The sequence below is a fragment of the Pseudobacillus sp. FSL P4-0506 genome (assembly GCF_038003025.1).
GTDB lineage: Bacteria > Bacillota > Bacilli > Bacillales > Domibacillaceae > Pseudobacillus.
Window position 1 is genome coordinate 1,102,109 of record NZ_JBBOOI010000001.1, and the last position, 21,837, is coordinate 1,123,945.

Genomic DNA, 21,837 nt, shown 5'->3' on the forward strand with positions numbered 1-21,837 from the left:
GAAATCCGGCATTGATTATTTGCGGGTTATCTGTCTTAAAATGGAATAAAGCGGTTTTGTAAGCAAAGAAGGAGAATCGTTCAAAATGCTATTGAATATAACTGACACGAAAGAAATGAAAATGATTCAGGCTATTTTGGGCACGATTGATGAAGGCATTCACGCAGTAGATGCTAATGGCATAACAATTTTTTATAACCATGTGGCAGCTAAGCATGATGCTGTCGAGAGAGAGGAAGTGCTGGGCAAACATTTATTGGAAGCGTTTCCTTCCCTGTCGGCTTCTACCAGCACGTTAATGAAAGTCATTCAAACAGGAGAACCGATTTATAATCAACACCAGTCGTATTACAATATCCGCGGAATGCTGATCGATATGGTAAACACAACACTGCCGATTAAAGTGGATGGAGAACTGGTTGGAGCTGTTGAAATTGCTAAAGATTTAACGAAAGTAAAGCAATTGTCAGAGAAGCTTATTGATTTGCAGGCAAAGGTAGAAACGGCTCAGCGCCCTAAAAAGGAACGGCGCAGCCAAACAGGAGCAAAATATCATATTACAGACATTATCACAAATGATCCTGTTTGCGAACGTCTGAAAACAAAAGCGTTAAAGGTAGCATCGACTTCGTCACCTATATTGATATACGGGGAAACCGGAACAGGAAAAGAACTGCTCGTTCAGTCAATCCATAACGCATCCCCGCGCAAGTCTGAGGCGTTCATCGCTCAAAACTGTGCAGCTATTCCTTCTTCGCTGCTTGAAAGCATTTTGTTTGGAACAGCAAAAGGAAGCTATACCGGTGCTGTGGATCGGCCTGGCTTGTTTGAGCTTGCGGACGGGGGCACGCTGTTTTTAGATGAGATTAACTCGATGCCGCTTGATATTCAAGCAAAATTATTGCGGGTGCTAGAGAACGGAGTAATTCGCAGAATAGGTGGGACGAAAGAGCATGGAGTGAATGTTCGGATTATTGCGGCGATGAATGAGCCGGCAGACGTTTGTCTCCGTGAAAAAACACTGCGCTCCGACCTGTATTATCGTTTAAATGTAATCAATTTGCAGATTCCGCCGCTCAGGGATAGAAAGGGTGATCTTCCATTGCTGACGGATCACTTTATTCAGAAATATAACTTTCTCTTTGGCAAGCTCGTTACCAAGGTTGATGAAGAAGTAAAGGTCAGATTTAACCAGTATGACTGGCCGGGCAATGTCCGGGAATTAGAGCATGCGATTGAATCAGCGATGAACATTATGGACGGTGATTCAATTACAGTGGAGCATATTCCTATGCATATTGCAGGGGACACTCCAGCACCGGAAAGGACAAAACCCATTTCGCTGCAGCCGTTGCGGCAGGCGTTAATAGACACTGAAGAAAACTTAATCAGACAGGCACTAGCAGAGACAGAGGGCAATATACAAAAGGCTGCAAAGCTATTAGAAATCCCCCGGCAAACGCTGCAATATAAACTAACGAAGTTAAATATATTGTAGACCGCCGAATTTTCGGCGGTTTTTTATATGTTTTTATTAGATTCTTTCAATAAAATCTCTAATGCTCCCTCCGTTAATATTTAAATTTCCGCTCTATTACAGGGTTTATGAGAAGAGGTCTTCTTTTTGGCATAGAAATTGCTATAAAGAAAAACGGAATAGTTTATAGCAGAAGAACTGTCTGCTAACAAGTAAAAGTATTGGAGGAGAGAGAGAATGAATCTTACAATTACGAATTTGTATGAAGCCCCTCATTCTAAAGTTGATCATACAGAGGCACCGCTTTATGAGGCCCTTTGTTTATATGAAGCAAGCAAGCGTACATCTATGCATGTGCCTGGACATAAAGACGGGCGGGTGTTTGACCGGGAAGCATTTGGCCGCTTTGAGAGCATATTAAAAATAGATGCAACTGAATCAGTAGGAATTGATGACTTGCATCATCCGACGGATTTTATCGCTGATGCTCAAAATTTAGCAGCGGAAGCATTCGGAGCAGATCATACATTTTTCCTAGTAGGCGGAAGCACCATCGGAAACATCGGAGTAGCTCTCACTCTATGTGCGCCTGGAGAGAAAATTCTCGTTCAGCGCAATATGCATAAATCGGTGTTCCATGGTTTAATGCTGGCAGGTGCTCAGCCAATCTTTATCGCACCGGCTATTGAATCCACAACGAAAGTAGCGAAAGTATCTGATATTTACTACATTGAAAAAGCACTGGCGGAAAACCCGGATGTAAAAGGCGTTTGGATTACGAACCCTAACTACTATGGAATGAGTCAGGATATTACCCGTTTAGCTGAGACTTGCCACAAAGCGGGGGTGCCTCTCATTGTTGATGAAGCCCATGGAGCCCATTTTGGCCAATCGGAGGAAGTGCCACCGTCAGCTTTATCTAAAGGAGCAGATGTTGTTATACAATCTACGCATAAGATGCTTACAGCTATGACTATGGCTTCAATGCTTCATGTAAAAGGAGACCGTGTTTCCCGTGAGCGGCTGGCACAAGTGCTCGGAATGATTCAATCAACGAGCCCTTCCTATCCGTTACTTGCTTCTTTGGATCTGGCTCGACGTTATTTAGTGACAGAAGGACGTGCGCATTTAAAAGAAACAGTGAAACGTTTAGAGGAAAGACGTATGGCTCTTTCAGATGAGCTGCAAGCGCTTTCCATCTGGGAGGGAAGTCAAGAGGTTCATTATCGGGATCCGTTAAAATGGATTATCTCCTGCAACAATGAGGTGGTCTCTGGCTATCAGCTGCTGGATATGTTTTACGAGCAAGGCTGTACAGCAGAGATCAGCGATCCGCGCAATATTGTCTTTTTATTCTCATTGAATGAGGAACAAGAGGATATTGAGAAAGTAGTGGAAGCGATTAAAGCGATTGATCAAAAGCTACAGCAATGGGCAATGACGGAGCAGAAGGAGAAAGTGGAGACTGTTCTTTTTGCAGCGGAAGGCACATTATATAAGCAGGAAGTCTCTTTGCGAGATGCTTTTCACATGCCGCGCAAAAGAGTAGCTTTAGAAGACGCCGTTGGCTCTCTTTGCGGAGAAATGATTCTTCCTTATCCACCGGGAATTCCGTTGTTGACACCTGGGGAGGAAATTACTGCCACGCATGTACAAACGATTAAAGAGTTAAAGGAAATGGGAGCCTATTTTCAGAGTCCTTCCGACGATACATTAAAAACACTATACGTACTCAAATAGTTTGTTATTCAGCCAGCCGCTGCATCTGCAGGAAGCTGCGGCTGGTTAAATAAAAAGTATGAAGACTGGAATGCACATCCGAAGAATCCACAAGCAGAACATGACAGGTCCTCATAGAAAAGGGGGAACAATGTATGCCAAATAACGCCTCTCAACCTACTATCTTGTCAACGAATGAGGCAAACAATCAGCTAGCACAAGAACCATCACAAGAGTTAAAACGAAGTTTAAAGTCAAGACATTTAACAATGATCGCACTTGGAGGAACAATCGGCACGGGCCTATTCCTCGCAAGCGGAAGTGCTATTCATACAGCAGGGCCGGGAGGAGCACTCCTTGCTTATGGGGCAATTGGAATTATGGTTTATTTCGTAATGATCAGTCTTGCTGAAATGGCTGCTTTTTTGCCGGTAGCCGGTTCATTCAGCACTTATGCGACCCGCTTCGTAGATCCGGCATTGGGGTTTGCACTCGGCTGGAATTACTGGTATAACTGGGCAATTACGATTGCTTCTGAGCTTGCTGCTGTAACATTAATTATGAAATTTTGGTTCCCAAACAGCCCTTCCATTCTTTGGAGCGGATTATGTTTAGCGGTTATCTTTCTATTAAACTATCTTTCTGTCAAAGGGTTTGGAGAGTCAGAATACTGGTTTTCAATGATAAAAGTAACGGCAGTCATTGTATTTCTAATTACAGGGGTTTTGATGATTTTCGGTATTGTTGGTGGTGAATATATCGGCTTTAAAAACTTTACGATTGGAGATGCTCCATTCCACGGTGGATTCATGACGATTCTTGGGATCTTTATGGCGGCTGGTTACTCATTCCAGGGAACAGAGCTTTTCGGAGTAGCTGCCGGCGAAACAGATAACCCGTCTCGCGCTATTCCAAAAGCAGTTCGACAAGTGTTCTGGCGGATTTTGCTATTTTATATCTTTGCTATCCTTGTGATTAGTCTGATTATTCCGTATACAACGGCGAGTTTAGCAAGCGAGGATGTAACAGTCAGTCCCTTCACGCTTGTATTTGATCAGGCAGGCGTCGCTTTTGCAGCATCGGTCATGAATGCCATTATTTTAACATCTGTTTTATCGGCTGGAAGCTCTGGCATGTATGCTTCTACTCGGATGTTATGGGATTTAGCGAGAGAAGGAAAAGCACCGAAGTTTTTGGCTAGATTAGACCGTCGCGGTGTGCCGGTGAATGCTTTAATTATCACTTCTCTTGTTGGAACGCTGGCTTTCCTTGCTTCTTTCTTTGGTGATGGGGCAGTCTATATTTGGTTATTGAATGCATCAGGCATGTCCGGTTTTATTGCCTGGCTTGGAATCGCTGTCAGTCATTATCGTTTCCGCAGAGCTTATATGGCTCAAGGACATGACTTACGTGATTTGCCTTATCGGGCAAAGTGGTTTCCGTTTGGTCCGCTCTTTGCGCTTACACTTTGTACCATTGTTATCCTTGGACAAAATTACAGCGCTTTCACAAGCGGTACGATTGACTGGAACGGCGCGATTATTTCTTATATTGGTCTTCCATTATTCATTGTCGTTTGGCTTGGTTACAAAGTTGCGAAGAAAACAAAAGTGGTGCCGCTTGAAAAGTGTAATCTGAACAAGCCTTAATGAAGAGAAATAGCCTCTTAAATTGTGGAAGCGCTCACAAACCTTGATTGTTCATAAAGGTTAAGAAGAGAACCCCTGAATATAAAAATTCAGGGGTTCTTTTACAGTTATTAATTAGGAAGAAAAATGCGGCAATACTAATCCGCCATAAATAAAGGCGGCTACGATGACAATGGCAGGGTGGATTTTCCACTTTGTCATTGCCAGTAATGCAATGATTCCGATCAGAAGAGATTGCAAATAACCGATGGAGCTAAAAGATACGTGGCTAAACTCCCATGTCAGCAGGATCATCATTGTTGCAATGACCGGTTGAACGAGTAAGGTCATTCCTTTTACAACAGGAGACTGTTTAAATCGACTTAATATTTTAAGGAGAATGATAATAGCGATGGCGGAAGGAGCGACAGTAGCGAAAGTGGCTACTGCCAGTCCGAGCCAGCCAGCCTGCTGATAGCCGGCCAATGCGGCAATCTTAGTTGAAATGGGTCCGGGTAAGGCGTTGGCAACAGCCAGCATGTCTACAAATTGTTCATTGCTCATCCAGCCGTAGTGATCGACTACTTCCTGCTGCATCAGCGGAATGGATGCCGGGCCTCCGCCGTAACCGAGCAAGTTCGCAACAAAAAAGGCAGAAAACAATTGCCAAAAAATCATTCTGATCCCTCGCTATCTTGGTCTGTTTTAGGCTTCTTCCATTTGTGTTTAGCCCATCCGGAAAACTTGATGTGGACCGTGCCATAAGCTAAGAAAAGTATGATGACAACAGCCGGATGAGTATCCAGAATGGCAAGCAATAGGAAGGATAGAAGGCCGAACAACAAGCCGACGGCTTTTCCTAAACCTTTCCATGTTTTTGCGCAGAATTCGTAAGCCATCATGCCGAGCAAAACGGCAATGACGGGCCGGACCGCTCCAATCATTCCTGAAATGACAGGAGATTCTTTCAGAGTATAGAGCACGCCCATTAGAGCGACTATGCCGACAGTGGTAGGAAAAATATGAGCGATCACAGCGATTGATGCACCAAGCGCACCTTTTTGCTGGTAGCCGAGGTGGGCAGCCATTTTTGTAGCAATCGGACCTGGCAAAGCATTAGCAAAGGCGAGGACTTCACCAAATTCTTCATCGCTGATCCACTTATAGCGTGTAACGGCTTCATGACGAAAAAGCGGAATGACCGAAGGGCCGCCTCCGTATCCTAAAATGCCCGTTCTTATCATAGCCGCAACAATATCGAAATACACTTTCCAATTCATCAGGCGTCCTCCTATCTTTAGAAAAGTCAGTACATAATTCTTATTGCTTCCTTTATAACATAAGACAAGCTATTATCTCTCCTCATTTATGCAAAATAATTATAACCATCTTAACAAATTGAGAAGGGAGAAGGGGAGTGGCTGCTTTTGGAAGGAATTTATAGTAATGTAAGCAAGGTGTAATAGTTTGAATAATTTGACTATTATTTTTCAACCAGTTAAAATGAAAACGCATACATATTTTGACTTCATAGATTAGTTGATTGAAGGGGGAACGACATGCCAAAAACGTTATTCAAACTTGACCTTAGCAAGCCAATGGAACAGCAGGCCCATCCTGGACACAATCGCTGGCATCCGGATATTCCAGCAGCTTTTTCAGTAGAGCCAGGAGAATCTTTTCGGATGGAGTGCAAAGATTGGACAGATGGCCAAATTAGCAATGATGACAATCCAAATGATATACGGGATGTTATTTTGCCGCGAGTGCATGTTTTAAGCGGACCTGTTTATGTCAATGGAGTGGAACCGGGAGACTTGCTTGTCGTAGATATTTTAGATATCGGTGCCTTTCCGGAATATGAATGGGGATTTAACGGAATATTCGCCAAGGAAAACGGCGGCAGCTTTTTAGTGGAGCACTTCCCAGAAGCAGCAAAATCTATCTGGGACTTTGAAGGAATTTATACCACTTCAAGACATGTACCGGGTGTGAAGTTTGCTGGGCTTATTCACCCTGGCTTAATCGGGGTAGCCCCTTCTATGGAGATGCTGCAGGAGTGGAATAGAAGGGAAAATGAGCTAAAGATGACGGACCCAGACCGTGTGCCGGAACTGGCCACTTCCCCGCAGGTTGAGCATGCAGTACTCGGTACGCTGAAAGGAGCAGAATTTGACCGGGTGGCTAAGGAAGGAGCTCGAACAGTTCCGCCAAGGGAAAACGGTGGGAACTGTGACATTAAAAACTTGTCCAAAGGCTCAAGGATCTTCTTCCCGGTGTTTGTAGACGGAGCTAAGTTATCAGTCGGAGATCTCCACTTTTCACAGGGGGACGGCGAGATTACTTTCTGCGGCGGAATTGAGATGGCGGGGTGGATTGATCTGAAGGTAGATGTGATTAAAGGCGGCATGGAGAAGTACAAAATTAAAGATAACCCTGTTTTTAAACCAGGTCCGGTTGAACCGCATTACTCAGACTATCTTGTATTTGAAGGAATTTCTGTAGATGAGTTTGATGGAAAACAGCATTACCTGGATGCTCATATTGCTTATCGCAGAGCTTGTTTAAATGCTATTGAGTATTTGAAAACGCTCGGTTATACGGGAGAACAGGCTTACATGCTCTTAAGTACGGCACCTGTTGAGGGACGAATCAGCGGAATCGTTGATATTCCGAATGCGTGCTGTACGGTTGCCATTCCGACAAAAATATTTGAAAAGGATATCGATCCGAAGTAAGGGGGAATGGCCTTGCCGAGTTATACGTTCAAATGCAATCAATGCGGTGAATTCACTTTATTTTTCAAGTCAATGTCGAGTTATAAAGGGACCTCATTATGCCCAAACTGCCAGCAGGAAGCGTCTCGGATATACTTACCTCCTAATTTATATGCTTATTCCCAAGAAGTGCGGACAAGAATTGAAAGAGGAATGGAGCCGCGCAGGGTAACGAGAGACGAATTAGGACCAAGACAAAGGAGAAAGCCGCCCCAGGTAAGCCGCCCATGGCAAGTGGGGCATTAATAGTTTAACGGTAAGTAAATAAATAGACTCTGTGCTTCTTTTCAGGAAGCACAGAGTCTATTATTTTTCTTCTTTATAAAATCGTTCGCCTGTATCAGGGTGCATATAAACGACTAGCTTTTTCTTAGTTGTCGGGTCAAAGGACACTTCTTTTGTGCGCACAAATCCCTCTGGCACTTGCTGGCCGTGTTTCGTTTTAAAGCGACGATCCCAGATAAACCAGGAACCGATCACCAAAACAATGAGAGCAATCAGCTGCAAACCGTAAAAACCAATGATCCATTCCAGCATAGGTCTTATTCCTGTTCCACAGTAACAGCTGTCCCGTAAGCAACGATTTCGCTCATGTTTTGACCGATTTCTCCAGAGTCAAATCTCATCATAATAATAGCGTTGGCGTCCATAGCTTTGGCATTTTGAACCATGCGGTCCATTGCCTGTTTCCGCGCATCTTCTAGCATCTCTGTATACTGATTGATTTCTCCGCCCACAAGGCCTTTAAATGAAGCGACAATATCTTTTCCAATTCCCCGTGCTCTAACGGTTAAGCCAAACACAGGTCCTTTTATTTCAGTAACCTTATAGCCGGCAATTTTCTCTGTAGTCACAATGATCATCTGTCTTCACCCCTTATTCATAAATAGCTGTTCTCTTTTTATTGTACATGTTTTCTTATATGCCTGCTATGTCTGAGGAATGAATAAAGCATGAAAAAAGCGTCAAAGTTTCTTCTTTAACGCTCTCCAAAAGCAAATAAAAGTGGATGCATCGTTTGTATTTAAAGTACAAACGATGAATTTTTATTCATTTAAATCGATACTGGCCCCGCCTGCGCCAAATATCATGACAGCCACTGTTGCTGTCCAACCTACTATTTATTTTATAAGAAAACGTTTTCATTTTCAAGAGCCTATTTGTAATTTATTTAGAATGATTGCATAAAAAACCATTCGTTTATAAAAGAGTAGTAGAGTATGAAGCGGAATGATCGTCCGCGGATGTTTAAATTTTTCTATCAGGGTAAAAACAAAAGAGTTATCATTTACATCGTTTGCTAAGGCATAACAAGGAGTGAAGCTCATGCCAATATTCGAACAATACAACAAAAGCTTTTTAAATGGTCAGTGGACAGAAGGGAAGAGCGAACGGGTTGGAAAGATTATTAATCCGTACGATGAATCAGAGATTGCTGCCGTCAAATTGGCGACAAAGGGGCAGGTAAAAGAAGCATTTGAAATAGCAAAGCAGGCTCAGAAAGAGTGGGCAAAGACAACAGCTGATGAGCGAAAAGCAGTTTTGAAGAAAGCAGCGGATTATTTGAAAGAACATAAGGAAGATGTTCAAAAGACAATAACTCGTGAAACAGGGGGAACGGCCGTAAAGGCAGGCGTAGAGATCGGTTTGACCATTGGGTTGCTTGAACAGGCTGTTAAATATGCAGGAGAACTAGATGAAATAAAAGAAATATCTGATCCGATTGAAGGGAAAGTGAACCATGTTCATCGCCTGCCGCTCGGTGTTATTTCCTCTATTTCGCCGTTTAACTTTCCAATGAACTTATCTATGCGGGCGATTGCTCCAGCTCTTGCCCTTGGCAATGCCGTTGTTCACAAGCCGGATTTACAAACAGGGCTTACTGGCGGTGTTATCTTGGCGAAAGCCTTTGAAGAAGCCGGCCTTCCTAAAGGCGTCTTTAATATGATCTTGACGGACCTTGAAGAAATAGGAAATGAGATGCTGGAAAATCCGATTCCGCGCTTAATCAGCTTTACAGGATCTACTCCGGTCGGAAAATTAATCGGTCGCATCGCGGGTGAAAACTTTAAGCGGGTAGCCCTTGAATTAGGCGGCAACAATCCGTTCGTTGTATTGTCAGATGCGGATGTAGATCGGGCAGTGGATGCGGCAATATTTGGAAAGTTTATCCATCGGGGGCAGATTTGCATGATTATTAATCGTTTGATCATTCATAAAGCTGTCTATGAGGAATTTAAGCAGAAATTTGTAGAGCGTGTGAAACAATTACCGGCGGGTGATCCAAGTGATCCAAATACAGTTATTGGCCCGTTAATGAATAAAAATCAATTAAATAAAGCGTTGCAGATTATCGAAAAAGCTAAGCAGAAAGGTGTGAACATTGCTTTAGAAGGAAGAGCGGAAGGCAACGTATTAACGCCGTTCGTTTTTTCAGAAGTAGATAATTCAAGCGAGCTTGCCCAGACAGAATTATTTGCCCCGATTGCCTCTCTTATTAAAGCAGAAACGGACGAGGAGGCAATTGAACTGGCTAATGATACACAGTATGGCTTAAGTTCAGCCATCTTTACGACGGACTTGGAGAAGGGGGAGCAGCTTGCTCTTCAAATTGATAGCGGCATGACTCATATTAATGATCAGACAGTGAATGACAGCCCGGTTGTTCCATTTGGCGGCAACAAACAAAGTGGAATGGGCCGGTTCGGTTACCCGTGGGTCATTGAAGAGTTTACTGTTACTAAATGGGTTTCTCTGCAAACAAAGTATCGCACGTACCCTTTTTAGTAAACAACAGAACTGCGTCTTAATTGGTCATTGTGTACGACTATTGAGGCGCAGTTTTTTTACCTGCCACTATTTTTAGTTGTTGCTAATAAGAAGATAGGAAAAGGACTAAACACGGCTGTATGAGCATGAAAAGATAAAAAAAGCGACAGTTGTTCAACATATAGGAATAGTATTAAATATGAACAAGAACAGATAAGTTATGAATAAAAGAGGGATAGGATGAATAAAAAAATTAAAATAATAACGTATATCACTAACTTTGTTCCAGAATTAGGTTTTTTGACCGATCAGAAAAAGAACTTTGTAGCGATTTCCCATCCTTCGGCAGAACTGGCCGCACAAAAATTACTAAATCATGAGGAGGGAGATTATTTATCAGGATATATAAAAATTATAGATGATGATCAGGTCATTGTATCTGAAAAGGAGTGGACCGGAGAATTATTAGAAACATGGGCCGACCTCTCCTACATTGTGTTAGACAGAGCTAGTGAGAAAAAATACCCTATTGAATTATTAGATAATCCTACTACACTTTATTTAGTAAAAGAAGAGGAGGGGTATTTTTTTGAGATAGAGAAAGTCACTATGGAAAATAATAAAGAATTCATTCAATCATCCGTTATCGACACAGAAAAGCTGTTGGAGGCTATTTCTGTCAGCTATAAAGAATTTTTAACATTTTGTACGGAGAGAGCAGTAACATTTAGCGCAGAGTCACTCTTACATTCAAGCGTACAAACGTTAAAGTGCCTTCGAGATAAAAGGGCTTGAAAAGCTAGCTGGCCATCTTAAAACAATTTCCTATAAGAAAAGGATAAATAAAAGAGTGCTTTATCTGTAAAGTGGGCGCCACCTAAAAGAAGTAAAGAAAGCTTTTATAAAGTAGCTTACAGTGAATGACTAAAATAAATAATCATGAATATATTCATTATTATAACTATAAGTCGACTCTATAAGAGCGAAAAGCAGGAGAGGATGACAACTATCGAAAGGTGGAGCCCGTCACTTATTAAAGTATCTCATAACGCTTATTAAAATGTTAAATCGTTAGTTGTAAAACTCTATAATATAGTAGGGATAAGAACAAGTCTTCACTTCAAGTTACCTCGCATTGCTTCCTTTCACAAATACTATCACTGTGTCGATCCTGAATAAATACGTAATAAAAAAACTGAATATTTAATTTATTTTGAGGGTTATGCTCTGAGGGATGGTTATGTTTTTTCTGGTTAAACCTCTCTACGAGTTTAATTACTATAAATGAAGGAGGTTTTTTGAATGGAAGAAAGAACGCAGCTGGACAAGACGCTGAAACCACACTGGGTTTGGGCGATTGCCCTAGGATCGGCAATCGGCTGGGGAAGCTTTGTCCTTCCGGCAGACTGGATGGCAAAGCCAGGGCCGATCGGGGCAGCCATCGGATTTGGGATTGGCGGGCTTCTCATGATTTTAATTGCAGTCAGTTACGGGTTTCTAATTAGGCATTTTCCAGTTTCAGGGGGAGAATTTGCTTACGCGTATCTTGGTTTTGGAAGGACGAATGCCTACATTTGCGGCTGGTTTTTAGTGCTCGGTTATATGAGTATTGTCGCTTTGAACGCGTCTGCTATGGCACTTTTATTTAAATTTACGATTCCTAAAGTAGCGATGAAAGGGCAGATGTATAGTATTGCTGGCTGGGATGTTTATTTTACTGAAGTGTTGATCGCAACGATTGCTTTGTGTGTGTTTGCCTGGCTCAATATTCGCGGTGCCTCTTTTTCTGGCCGGCTGCAGTTTATCTTTTGTGTCATTCTCGTGTTAGGAGTAGCAGCATTGGGAATCGGCATGTTTACGCATCCTGACTCATCTTTATCTCATTTGCAGCCGGCATTTAACCCGGAAATTCCAGCTTTATCGGCTATCCTGACAATTGTAGCCATTGCTCCTTTCGCCTTCGTTGGTTTTGACAACGTACCGCAATCAGCGGAAGAGTTTGATTTTCCTGCTAAAAAAGCGTTTTCGTTGATTGTGTGGGCTCTTGTTTTTGCTACGCTCATTTACGTAACCAATATTCTTTTCACTGCTGTTGGCATGCCATGGCAGGATTTGGTTGCCAAGCAGTCGATCTGGGGGACAGGAGACGTGGTTGCCGGGGCGTTTGGCAATATCGGTTTAATTGTTTTAGCGATTGCAATCTGCATGGGCATCTTTACGGGTTTAAACGGCTTTTATGTATCGGCGAGCCGTTTGCTGTTTGCCATGGCCCGTGCGAAAATATTGCCTGATGTATTCGGAAAGCTTCATCCAACATATAGAACGCCTTATGCTGGTATCATTTTTACGATGATTATCTGTTTAGTTGCCCCGTGGTTTGGCAGACAGGTACTGCTTTGGATCGTTGATATGGCTTCTATTGGTGTAGCGGTTGCCTATTTTTATACTTGTTTTGCGGCTTATAAGTTTTTCAAATGGTCGGGAGACGAATCTGTTATCGAGGGAGCTGTTTCACCAGGAAAAAAATTATGCAGTTTACTCGGCGTTATTAGCAGTCTCTCTTTCGTTATCTTACTTGCTGTTCCGGGGTCGCCAGCATTTATGGGAGGACCATCCTGGATAGCTTTACTCATTTGGCTGGCTATAGGGGTTCTATTTTACACAGTGTATGGGAAGTCGTACAAACAAATTCCGAAGAAAGAGCTTGATTATTACATTCTTGGCGAGCACAGCCACTTGGCTGATGGATTTAATCATCGGGCATCGGCTGATCCAGATGAGAAGATAGCGCCTTAAACAAGGCAAAGGCCAATTTCAACTGCCAATCCAATTGGCATATGGAAATTGGCCTTTAATTACTTTAATGATCTTTTTGTTTATCTTTCCTGCGGATACCAATGGTTTGTCCAACTTCTTTTGGTCTGGGCAGTCCGGCTTGCTGTTCAGCCAGATGCTTGATTTTTTCAAACAGCTCATGTGGAAACGGGGCAGTCCGGCGTTGTTTTTGATCCATGCCCATGAGCATTTGCTCGCATGTTGCTGCCCGCTTTCCATTGCTGCCGAATAATTGAAAAAAGAAATGAACTCGCTTTTCATCGTAATCAAGTACCTGAAGAGAGACTTCGAATGCTTCATTTGGTTTCATCTCCGCCAAGTAGCAAATATGGCTTTCCAGCGTAAAAATTGTATATTGGTGTTTCCGACGAAATGCGTCATTAAAGCCCACCTCCTTCATCCAGTTAAATCCTGCCCAGCTGAAAACACGCGCATATTCAGCATCGTTCATATGTCCATTGTAGTCCAGCCACTCATCCTGTACGTGATCTTTGAGAATGATCCACTGCTTATCCATAAGCTACACCTTCTCCTTTCTAAGAAGCAGAGAAATTCTGATGATGTTTTCATAGTACCATAGGAAAATCCACGAAACAGCCAGCATGCATCGCTTGCAGGAAAGGTCAATTGCCAGATAATAAAGAGGGAAGGGTGGGTAAAATTAATAATGACAAAAGTATGGACGGGTGATAAAATAAATGAATATCTATTCATTGTTTAAGAAGAAGGAAAGTGGATGAGGCTGAGAGTCACCAAGAAACGGAGGGGCAAAGTATCTTTGAGGCGGACACTGTTTGTTTTATATGCTATTCCAAAAGGGAAGGGCTAAAACTGTGTAGTTCACTTTTTCTTAGCACATTCGTCCAGATGGATCACTATGGCGTTTGTTTCCATTGTTCTTACCGTTTAATGGCGGTCATTTTTGATAACGCTTTCAATTTTTCGTGCTCTGTGATAATCTGCTGTCCTTCTTTTACTAGCTTGTGATAAATGAGTATGGCTGAGGGACACGAACAGCAAAAGTAAAAATTTAACTGAAATTATCATAATGTTTACATAAGTATAAAAATATTTACACTTTATATGCTATGATCAAAAAAAGGGAATAATTTATTCAGGGAGGGAACATGTATGGGAATCAACAAAGCGAAAAAGACAGCAGTGACAGCAGCTCTTGTGTTTGGGCTTGTTTTGCCAGCGAGCATGGAAAAACCAACTTATGCCAATGTATTGAATGAGGACATTGTTAAATTACGGTTGCTTGAAACGACAGACATCCATGTAAATGTCATGAACTACGATTACTATCAGGACAAGGAAGTGAATGATTACGGCCTAGCCCGCACAGCTTCCCTCATTAAAAAGGCGCGGACAGAAAGCAAAAACTCCATGCTGTTCGATAATGGAGATTTAATTCAAGGAAATCCGCTTGGTGATTATATTGCCAGAATTAAGGGGTTAAAAGAAGGCGATACTCATCCGGTATATAAAGCGATGAATCTGTTAGACTATGATGCTGGTAATATTGGCAACCATGAATTCAACTATGGACTTGATTTCTTGGGTACGTCATTAAAAGGCTCCGATTTCCCTTATGTAAATGCAAATGTGTACATAGATGACAAGGATAATAATCCGGACAACGATAAGAATTACTTCACTCCTTATCTATTACTCGATAAAAAAGTGATGGATGAAGATGGTGAAGAACATACGATCAAGGTAGGCGTTATTGGCTTTGTGCCGCCGCAAATTATGAACTGGGACAAGGCTAATCTTGAAGGCAAAGTAATTGCTAAAGATATTATAGAATCTGCGAAAAAATTTGTCCCTGAAATGAAAGAAAAAGGAGCAGATGTGATCGTTGCTATCCCCCATTCAGGACTTGGTACAATGGAAGAAGGAACGATGAAGGAAAACGCGACTTATGATTTAACGAAAGTAGAGGGAATTGATGCCGTTCTCTTTGGCCACTCTCACGGCGTGTTCCCAAGCAGCCAATATAAAGATCTTCCTGGAGCTGATATTGAAAAAGGAACCGTCAATGGCGTAGCGGCGGTAATGCCGGGATTCTGGGGCAGCCACCTTGGGGTAGTTGATCTTCAGTTACGGAAAGAAAATGGCAAATGGAAAGTTGCGGATGCTAAAGCAGAAACAAGGGGAATCGCAAATGCTGATGGCCAAGCAGCAGTAGATTCTGATAAAGACATTGTTAATGCTGTAAAGGACGATCATGAGGATACACTTGACTGGATACGGAGTGCAGTCGGCAAAACAACAGCACCGATTAATAGTTATTTTGCTCTTGTACAAGATGATCCGTCTGTTCAAATTGTTGCCAATGCTCAAAAATGGTATGTAGAAAAGTATATTAAAGGCACTGAATATGAAAACATTCCAGTTTTATCGGCTGCTGCACCGTTTAAAGCAGGCGCACGCATGGGAGCGAACTATTATACAGATATTCCGGCCGGGGATATTGCTATTAAAAATGTATCTGACCTGTATCTGTACCCTAATACATTAAGTGCGGTAATGGTTGATGGCTCCCAAGTGAAAGAATGGCTGGAAATGTCAGCTGGACAATTTAACCAGATTGATCCGTCCAAAGGAGAAGCACAAGAACTGATCAATAAAGATTTTCCAACTTATAACTTCGATACGCTCGATGGTGTCACCTATCAAGTGGATGTTGCCCAGCCTGCAAAATATGGAAAGGACGGCAAAGTTGTTAACGCAGATGCTAACCGCATTAAAAATCTGCGGTTCAACGGCAAGCCAATTGATCCAAAACAAAAATTCCTTGTCGCTACAAACAATTACCGTGCTGGCGGCGGCGGTAGCTTCCCTGGCCTTGACGGAAAAAATATCGCTGTTGCGACACCAGATGAAAGCAGAAGCATTCTAATTGATTACATTATGGAAGAAAAAGAAATTAATCCATCGGCTGACGGCAACTGGTCATTTGCTCCGCTTTCACAAAACGCTAAAGTAACATTTGAAAGCTCGCCAAATGCCAAAAAATTCATCGATGGATCTGATAAATTTGCATTTATCCAACAGCTTGATAGCGGGTTTGCTCAATACTCTATTAATATGAACGCAAAAGCGACGCAGCCGGGAGAAGAACCGCTTGTATTTAAGGATGTTCCAAAAGATCATTGGGCTTATGAATATATTCATGTATTAGCAGAGAAGGGAATCATTCTTGGGAAAAACGACAAAACCTTCGCTCCGCAAGCAAGCGTAAAAAGAGGAGAGTATGCGGCATTTTTAGCCCGGGCATTAAATTTAAAAGCGAAAAATGCTTCTCCATTTAAAGATGTGCCGGCTTCTATGGCAAAAGACGTCGCTGCTGTGTATGAAGCAGGCATCGTTTCCGGTGTAAGCAAAGATCGTTTTGCCCCTCATCAGCCGATCACGAGAGAACAGATGGCGGTCATGACTGTAAAAGCCTTGGAAGTAAAAACAGGGGAAAAATTCTCTGCCTCCAAGCCAGTCTCATTCAAAGACAAGAAGAACATTCATAAAGGCTTTGCCGATGAAATTGCTATAGCGACGGAGTTGGAGTTCATATCGGGCTATAAAAACAATTCGTTCCAACCGAAAAAATCAGCTAGTAGAGCTGAGGCAGCTAAAGTGATTTATTCTTTAGATCAATATAAACAATAATTCACTTCTACACATGAATAACTCTCTGTTAAAAACAATGATTTAACGCGTTTAATAAAAAGAACCGTACAAGGGCAAGCGTGAGAGCTTTGTGCACGGTTCTTTTTTATTAAGCTAACAAACTTTCAACTTCTTTTTCTATCGAAGAAAAGTCATCAGAAGGTTCAAAGCGCTTGATAACAGTACCGTTGGCATCAACGAGAAATTTTGTAAAGTTCCATTTAATAGCATCTCCTACTAACCATTCGGGATTCCGGTCAGCAATCATCATTTTCAAAAGCTTTTCATTCACATTGGCATCATCAAAGCCACGAAATGGAGCTGCTTCTCTTAAATATTGAAACAGCGGGTCCGCCTGCTCTCCATTTACTTCTACCTTTGAGAAGACTGGAAAAGTTACACCGTAATTTAACTGGCAAAATTCCGCTGCTTCCTCATTGCTGCCAGGCTCTTGCTCACCAAATTGATTGCATGGAAAACCGAGAATTTCCAAACCGGCTTCTCTATATCGTACATATAGCTTTTGTAAATCTTCAAACTGCGGAGTGAAGGTACATTTGCTGGCCGTATTAACAATGAGTAAAACTTTGCCTGCGTAGTCTTTTAAATCGATTTCCTTTCCGCTTTTTTGCTTGGCAGTGAACTGGTGTATACCCATACTATTATCCCCTTTGATTCTCAATTTATAATAATTATTATATGATAATATTCTTTTCTAGTCAAAAAGTAGCATAGGGGAACTTAGTAAGAGAAAAGCTGATATTTCATTAGAAAGAACTGCATCCGTCGTTTATAGTTAAGGAATATGACAATCACGTGAAAGGGGTTTTATCTCAATGAGTGGAAAAAACCGCAAAGATATTCAGCCGGGGTTAAAGGTCGATATTGTATTAAAGCAGGACCAGCGAACAGGGAAAAGAACAACCGGCATTGTAAAAGATATTTTAACAAACTCTAGTTCACACCCGCATGGAATAAAGGTGAGGCTTGAAGATGGCCAAGTCGGGCGCGTACAGCACATCCATCCAGGTAAATGAACATATGGAAACAGAAATGATTAGAGTGGTAGATGAGAAGCGAAAGGAAATAGGCATTGCCTCAAGAGATGACGTGCATAAAAAAGGCCACTGGCATGAAACGTTTCACTGCTGGGTCATTAGCAAAAAAGAAAACAGTTATACGATTCATTTACAAGTTCGCAGTGAAATGAAAAAGGATTTTCCTGGGCTATTGGATATTACAGCAGCTGGACATTTGCTTGCACATGAGACGGTGAAGGATGGCGTGCGCGAAGTTCAGGAAGAACTAGGGCTGGACGTTTCTTTTAACGACCTTATTTTACTTGGCACCGTACCAGATCGTCTACACATGGGAGATTTCTTAGATAACGAATGGTGTCATGTTTTTTTATATGAAAGCTTGAAGCCTATCGAAGACTATTCGCTGCAAAAAGAAGAGGTATCTGGCATCGTTTCTGTAGACTTATCTGTCTTTTTAAGGTTTTGCCAAGGAGAAGAACTTAACATGTTTGGGGAAGGCTTTTTGATCGGAGTAGACAATGAACAGATTCCCTTTAGGCGGATGATTAGCAAAGCAGACTTTGTCCCGCATGAGGAAACATATTTCCAACGCACAGCTTCCCTAATACAAAAGTATATTAGCCGGTAGAATCGAAAGTGGACTTTTAGACGGAAGTTTTCCTGCTATTTCTATTTATTTGTATTTTTCACAAAATCATGAAATAGATTCTTTTCTTTTTATTAACTTTGCCTCGCTTCTTCCGATATAACTAATAGAAAAACCAAGCCGGAAGGGGCGGTAATGAGTGATAGATAAGCTAGGTAAGCAAAAACATGTAATCATACCGGTAAATGCGGTGCAAAAACCAGCAGAAGTCAATCTGCAGGAACAAAAGCAGGAAGAAACCACTGAAATGACTGTGCGTAAGTCTGAAAAAGCAAAAATGGAAAAAATCGTACAGGGAATGAATGATTTCTTAAAACCGTCAAACACTCATTTGAAGTTTGAATTTCATGATGAACTCGAAGAATATTACGTAACAATGATCGATGACGAAACACAAGAAGTCATTAGGGAAATTCCATCAAAAAAGCTTCTCGACATGTACGCAGCCATGACGGATTACTTGGGGATTTTAGTAGATAAAAAAATTTAACCTCGCATGGGCGATCCAGCAAAAGCTAACGCAGCCTTCTAGCTGGCGCCCTTAGCTATTTTTAATTATTAAAGGAGTGTTTTTTTTCATGGCAATGAAAAACCCTTATCAAACATATTCGAATAACGCCGTAACAACGGCTTCCCCTGGGGAATTGACATTGATGCTCTACAACGGTTGCCTAAAATTTATTAGTCAGGCAAAACAAGCGATTGCAGCACAAAACATTGAAGTGAAAAACACAAACATTCAAAAAGCGCAAGCGATCATTCAAGAGCTTATGGTTACCTTAAACATGGACATGACTGTATCAGAAAACTTATTGTCTCTTTATGATTATTTAAACCGCCGTTTGATTGAAGCAAATATAAAAAATGACATAGCCATTTTGGAAGAAGTAGAGGGGTTCGTCATCGAGTTCCGTGATACATGGAAGGACGTTATTCAAAAAAATCGCCAGCTTCAGCATGCTGGTGCAGGTGGGCAAGCCTGATGTCGGCTGTAAAGAATTGCTTTGAAATAACGGAAAAGCTATTTCAACTCGTGAGCCGTCCGCCGGCAGACCGAGATCAAATGATGGCGGCTATTGAAACGTTGCTTGAGAGAAGAGAAGAGCTGCTTGCGGATATTAAACCGCCTTTCACGGCAGAAGAGCAGGAGCTCGGGCGAGAAATGATTAAACGCAATGCAGTAATCGATATGCGGCTAAAGAAGGTAAAAGAAGACATTCAGAGAGACATGAAAAGTCTAACAAAAAAGAAGGACTCTGTAGACAAATATGTGAACCCTTATGCGTCCATGCAGATGGATGGCGTTTTTTATGATAAAAAGAATTAATTTAGAGCGAACCGCTTTCAGACGGTTCGCTTTTTGCTTTTTAAATGGAATATTTTGAATCAGCCACATGATTTCTTCGTTTGCCGCGTATAATGCCTGAAATAAGTCTGTTTGATTAGGACTTGGCCCGAGGAAATGCTACAACTGCAAAAATCAATAGACAGAATAGGAAATATTTATTAAAGTTTCGACAAACATTTTTGCTAGGTTAAGCAGGAGTTTCTAAGGGAAAGGAGAAGTATATACACATAGCTATTTGTAAAGGAGGAGTCAGCATGTTAGACTATAGCATCCGCGGTGAGAACATTGAGGTAACTCCGGCAATTCGTGAATACGTGGAAAAGAAAATCAGCAAGTTGGAGCGTTATTTTATTGAAACTCCAAATGCGACTGTGCATGTGAATCTGAAAGTTTACTCTGATAAAAACTCCAAAGTCGAAGTCACAATCCCAATGAAAAACCTTGTGCTTCGAGCTGAAGAACGAAATGAAGATATGTATGCAGCTATTGATTTAATTGTTGATAAATTAGAGCGCCAAATCCGTAAACATAAAACAAAAGTAAACCGTAAATTCCGCGAAAAGGGTGACCCGCAAGATTATTTTGCCATCGCGCAAAGTGAAACAGCAGTTGCTGAAGCAGAAGAAGAGACAGATGAATTGTCAATCGTTCGTACAAAGCAATTTGATTTGAAGCCAATGGATTCTGAAGAAGCCGTATTGCAAATGAATCTTTTGGGACATAACTTCTTTATCTACACAGACGCAGAAAGCAATGGTACAAATATTGTTTATAGACGAAAAGATGGAAAGTACGGTTTAATTGAGACAAATTAAAACAAATCAAGTCCCCGCTGTCTTTGGACAGCGGGGACTTTTTGATAAAAGGGCTTCACAGCCAATGGAAATCTATCAAATAGACTATTTTTAGTCGCATAGGCGGGCTTGCTTGGTTGGTTGGAAAGCCAGTTCGCCAACCCCCTTTTTTGAATGAGACAACCTTGTAGAAATAACGCTTTGGTCGATTTCAGTCGAAAAAAGAAGAAGGGAAGTAAGCGAAAGTTTCAAGCACATTTCCTCTTTTAATATACAAAATAAAGAGAGAATTGGGTAAAAATGGAAGTTTAACAGTAAGGCTCTCCTCTTTTTATATTGGGTCTTGGTTTCAACCAGGGGTAACCGCTATGATGGATAGCGTAAAGACCGGGCCAGGAAAAAAGCGTCACCGATTGGTTGCTGGCTGTTGATCTTTGCTTAACTATGTTAAAGGAGGAGTAAGTGAATGGCAAAAAAGAAAAAAGTATCATCCGCATTTGCAATAGCACTAGCAGCAGGAACAATTTTCTCTGCGCCGGTATATGGATATGCAGCGCAAAAGGATGACGTTCATCCGTCCGAAAAACAGGAGTGGGCAAAGGAGATCAATAACGAAAAAATTAAAGGACAAGCCAATCAGCTTAGATCAATCGATAAGCAGGTGGCTGGCATAGAAGAAAAATTAGGAGAGTACAAGCAGGAAATTGATTCCCTGAATCTTGAGACACCAGCAATTGGAGAAGAGCCGCAAGAAAACACTTCCGTTGAAGCAACAGACAAGCATGAAGAGTATGCCGATAAATTAACAGCGTTAGAGAACCGTTTGAATGCTATGAATCATCGATTAGATTCTTTGATGGTAAAGGGTACCGCCACGGGAGATATTCAAAAACGTGAACAAAGAGTCGAGGTTCTTCAAATTGAAGTCCAAACGCTTATCCAAACGGTCGTTGGTGAAGCATCGGAAGAAGAAAATATAGAAACACCAGCAGAAGGAGATGCCGTTGAAACACCAGTAATTGAGGCACCTGAGGCTCCAGTCGTCGACAATGCGGAAGGTGTTGTATCAACTGGAGGGTAACTGATCGATTCAATAACTTGGAAAGTATATTGGTGGAGGTAGGAAAAAATA

Annotated in this window: 21 protein-coding genes; 15 read left to right on the forward strand and 6 right to left on the reverse strand. The window is 41.7% G+C overall.

Annotated features, from left to right (window positions below; translation table 11 throughout):
• Positions 1-91 precede the first annotated feature (91 nt).
• The 3 genes from MKZ02_RS05295 to MKZ02_RS05305 all read left to right on the forward strand — a co-directional run bounded on the left by MKZ02_RS05295 (position 92) and on the right by MKZ02_RS05305 (position 4,845).
• Positions 92-1,498, forward strand: coding sequence for a sigma-54 interaction domain-containing protein (locus MKZ02_RS05295; protein WP_445324337.1), 1,407 nt, complete (start codon positions 92-94; stop codon positions 1,496-1,498).
• A 216-nt stretch (positions 1,499-1,714) separates the two neighbouring features.
• A complete protein-coding gene (locus MKZ02_RS05300; RefSeq protein ID WP_340852287.1) occupies positions 1,715-3,217 on the forward strand; it encodes an aminotransferase class I/II-fold pyridoxal phosphate-dependent enzyme in 1,503 nt (500 codons plus the stop codon).
• Positions 3,218-3,351: 134 nt separating this feature from the next.
• Positions 3,352-4,845, forward strand: coding sequence for an amino acid permease (locus tag MKZ02_RS05305; protein ID WP_340852289.1), 1,494 nt, complete (start codon positions 3,352-3,354; stop codon positions 4,843-4,845).
• Positions 4,846-4,959: 114 nt separating this feature from the next.
• On the opposite strand, the gene MKZ02_RS05310 is transcribed toward MKZ02_RS05305, so the two are convergent.
• Together MKZ02_RS05310 and MKZ02_RS05315 are read right to left on the reverse strand one after the other, a co-directional pair.
• Entirely contained in the window at positions 4,960-5,502 is a 543-nt protein-coding gene (locus MKZ02_RS05310) for a chromate transporter (RefSeq protein WP_340852291.1), read from the reverse strand.
• Positions 5,499-6,104, reverse strand: coding sequence for a chromate transporter (locus MKZ02_RS05315; protein WP_120034822.1), 606 nt, complete (start codon positions 6,102-6,104; stop codon positions 5,499-5,501). The genes MKZ02_RS05310 and MKZ02_RS05315 overlap by 4 nt, the downstream gene beginning before the upstream one ends.
• Positions 6,105-6,383: 279 nt before the next feature.
• Here MKZ02_RS05315 and fmdA point away from each other — a divergent pair, with 279 nt between their 5' ends.
• Positions 6,384-7,562, forward strand: a complete 1,179-nt coding sequence (fmdA, locus tag MKZ02_RS05320) for a formamidase (RefSeq protein WP_340852294.1) — start codon at positions 6,384-6,386, stop codon at positions 7,560-7,562.
• A 345-nt stretch (positions 7,563-7,907) separates the two neighbouring features.
• On the opposite strand, the gene MKZ02_RS05325 is transcribed toward fmdA, so the two are convergent.
• The gene (locus tag MKZ02_RS05325; protein ID WP_259455615.1) at positions 7,908-8,138 is read right to left on the reverse strand and encodes a hypothetical protein; all 231 of its coding nucleotides are present in this window, start codon (positions 8,136-8,138) and stop codon (positions 7,908-7,910) included.
• Positions 8,139-8,143: 5 nt separating this feature from the next.
• Positions 8,144-8,464, reverse strand: a complete 321-nt coding sequence (locus tag MKZ02_RS05330) for a YbjQ family protein (protein WP_120034816.1) — start codon at positions 8,462-8,464, stop codon at positions 8,144-8,146.
• Positions 8,465-8,927: 463 nt separating this feature from the next.
• Here MKZ02_RS05330 and MKZ02_RS05335 point away from each other — a divergent pair, with 463 nt between their 5' ends.
• From MKZ02_RS05335 to MKZ02_RS05345, 3 genes are all read left to right on the forward strand, one after another.
• Positions 8,928-10,388, forward strand: a complete 1,461-nt coding sequence (locus MKZ02_RS05335) for an aldehyde dehydrogenase family protein (RefSeq protein WP_340852296.1) — start codon at positions 8,928-8,930, stop codon at positions 10,386-10,388.
• 222 nt (positions 10,389-10,610) lie between these two features.
• On the forward strand, positions 10,611-11,165 hold the full coding sequence (locus MKZ02_RS05340) for a hypothetical protein (protein ID WP_340852297.1): 555 nt from the start codon (positions 10,611-10,613) through the stop codon (positions 11,163-11,165).
• Between the two features lie 507 nt (positions 11,166-11,672).
• Positions 11,673-13,166, forward strand: coding sequence for an APC family permease (locus tag MKZ02_RS05345; protein ID WP_120034810.1), 1,494 nt, complete (start codon positions 11,673-11,675; stop codon positions 13,164-13,166).
• Between the two features lie 64 nt (positions 13,167-13,230).
• Here MKZ02_RS05345 and MKZ02_RS05350 read toward each other — a convergent pair whose 3' ends face one another.
• Positions 13,231-13,722 carry a thioesterase family protein gene (locus MKZ02_RS05350; protein WP_340852298.1) on the reverse strand — a complete coding sequence of 164 codons (492 nt, stop codon included), beginning with the start codon at positions 13,720-13,722 and terminating at the stop codon, positions 13,231-13,233.
• A gap of 620 nt (positions 13,723-14,342) precedes the next feature.
• Between MKZ02_RS05350 and MKZ02_RS05355 the strand changes: the two genes are divergently transcribed.
• A complete protein-coding gene (locus MKZ02_RS05355) occupies positions 14,343-16,877 on the forward strand; it encodes a bifunctional 2',3'-cyclic-nucleotide 2'-phosphodiesterase/3'-nucleotidase (RefSeq protein WP_406910005.1) in 2,535 nt (844 codons plus the stop codon).
• A 109-nt stretch (positions 16,878-16,986) separates the two neighbouring features.
• Here the strand turns inward: MKZ02_RS05355 and MKZ02_RS05360 are convergent, their stop codons facing one another.
• On the reverse strand, positions 16,987-17,535 hold the full coding sequence (locus MKZ02_RS05360) for a glutathione peroxidase (RefSeq protein ID WP_120034804.1): 549 nt from the start codon (positions 17,533-17,535) through the stop codon (positions 16,987-16,989).
• A 178-nt stretch (positions 17,536-17,713) separates the two neighbouring features.
• Here MKZ02_RS05360 and MKZ02_RS05365 point away from each other — a divergent pair, with 178 nt between their 5' ends.
• The 7 genes from MKZ02_RS05365 (at position 17,714) to MKZ02_RS05395 (ending at position 21,786) form a co-directional block, all read left to right on the forward strand.
• A complete protein-coding gene (locus tag MKZ02_RS05365; RefSeq protein ID WP_340852299.1) occupies positions 17,714-17,914 on the forward strand; it encodes a YwbE family protein in 201 nt (66 codons plus the stop codon).
• A complete protein-coding gene (locus tag MKZ02_RS05370) occupies positions 17,871-18,545 on the forward strand; it encodes an NUDIX hydrolase (RefSeq protein WP_340852300.1) in 675 nt (224 codons plus the stop codon). Before MKZ02_RS05365 ends, MKZ02_RS05370 begins: the two co-directional genes overlap by 44 nt.
• Positions 18,546-18,702: 157 nt before the next feature.
• Positions 18,703-19,053: a flagellar protein FlaG gene (gene flaG, locus MKZ02_RS05375; RefSeq protein WP_259455613.1), complete on the forward strand. Its 351-nt coding sequence runs from the start codon at positions 18,703-18,705 to the stop codon at positions 19,051-19,053.
• 88 nt (positions 19,054-19,141) lie between these two features.
• Entirely contained in the window at positions 19,142-19,546 is a 405-nt protein-coding gene (fliS, locus tag MKZ02_RS05380; RefSeq protein ID WP_340852301.1) for a flagellar export chaperone FliS, read from the forward strand.
• Positions 19,546-19,890 carry a flagellar protein FliT gene (locus MKZ02_RS05385; protein WP_120034797.1) on the forward strand — a complete coding sequence of 115 codons (345 nt, stop codon included), beginning with the start codon at positions 19,546-19,548 and terminating at the stop codon, positions 19,888-19,890. Before fliS ends, MKZ02_RS05385 begins: the two co-directional genes overlap by 1 nt.
• Positions 19,891-20,165: 275 nt before the next feature.
• On the forward strand, positions 20,166-20,726 hold the full coding sequence (gene hpf / locus MKZ02_RS05390) for a ribosome hibernation-promoting factor, HPF/YfiA family (RefSeq protein WP_120034794.1): 561 nt from the start codon (positions 20,166-20,168) through the stop codon (positions 20,724-20,726).
• A gap of 445 nt (positions 20,727-21,171) precedes the next feature.
• Positions 21,172-21,786, forward strand: coding sequence for a hypothetical protein (locus tag MKZ02_RS05395; RefSeq protein WP_340852302.1), 615 nt, complete (start codon positions 21,172-21,174; stop codon positions 21,784-21,786).
• Positions 21,787-21,837: the final 51 nt, after the last annotated feature.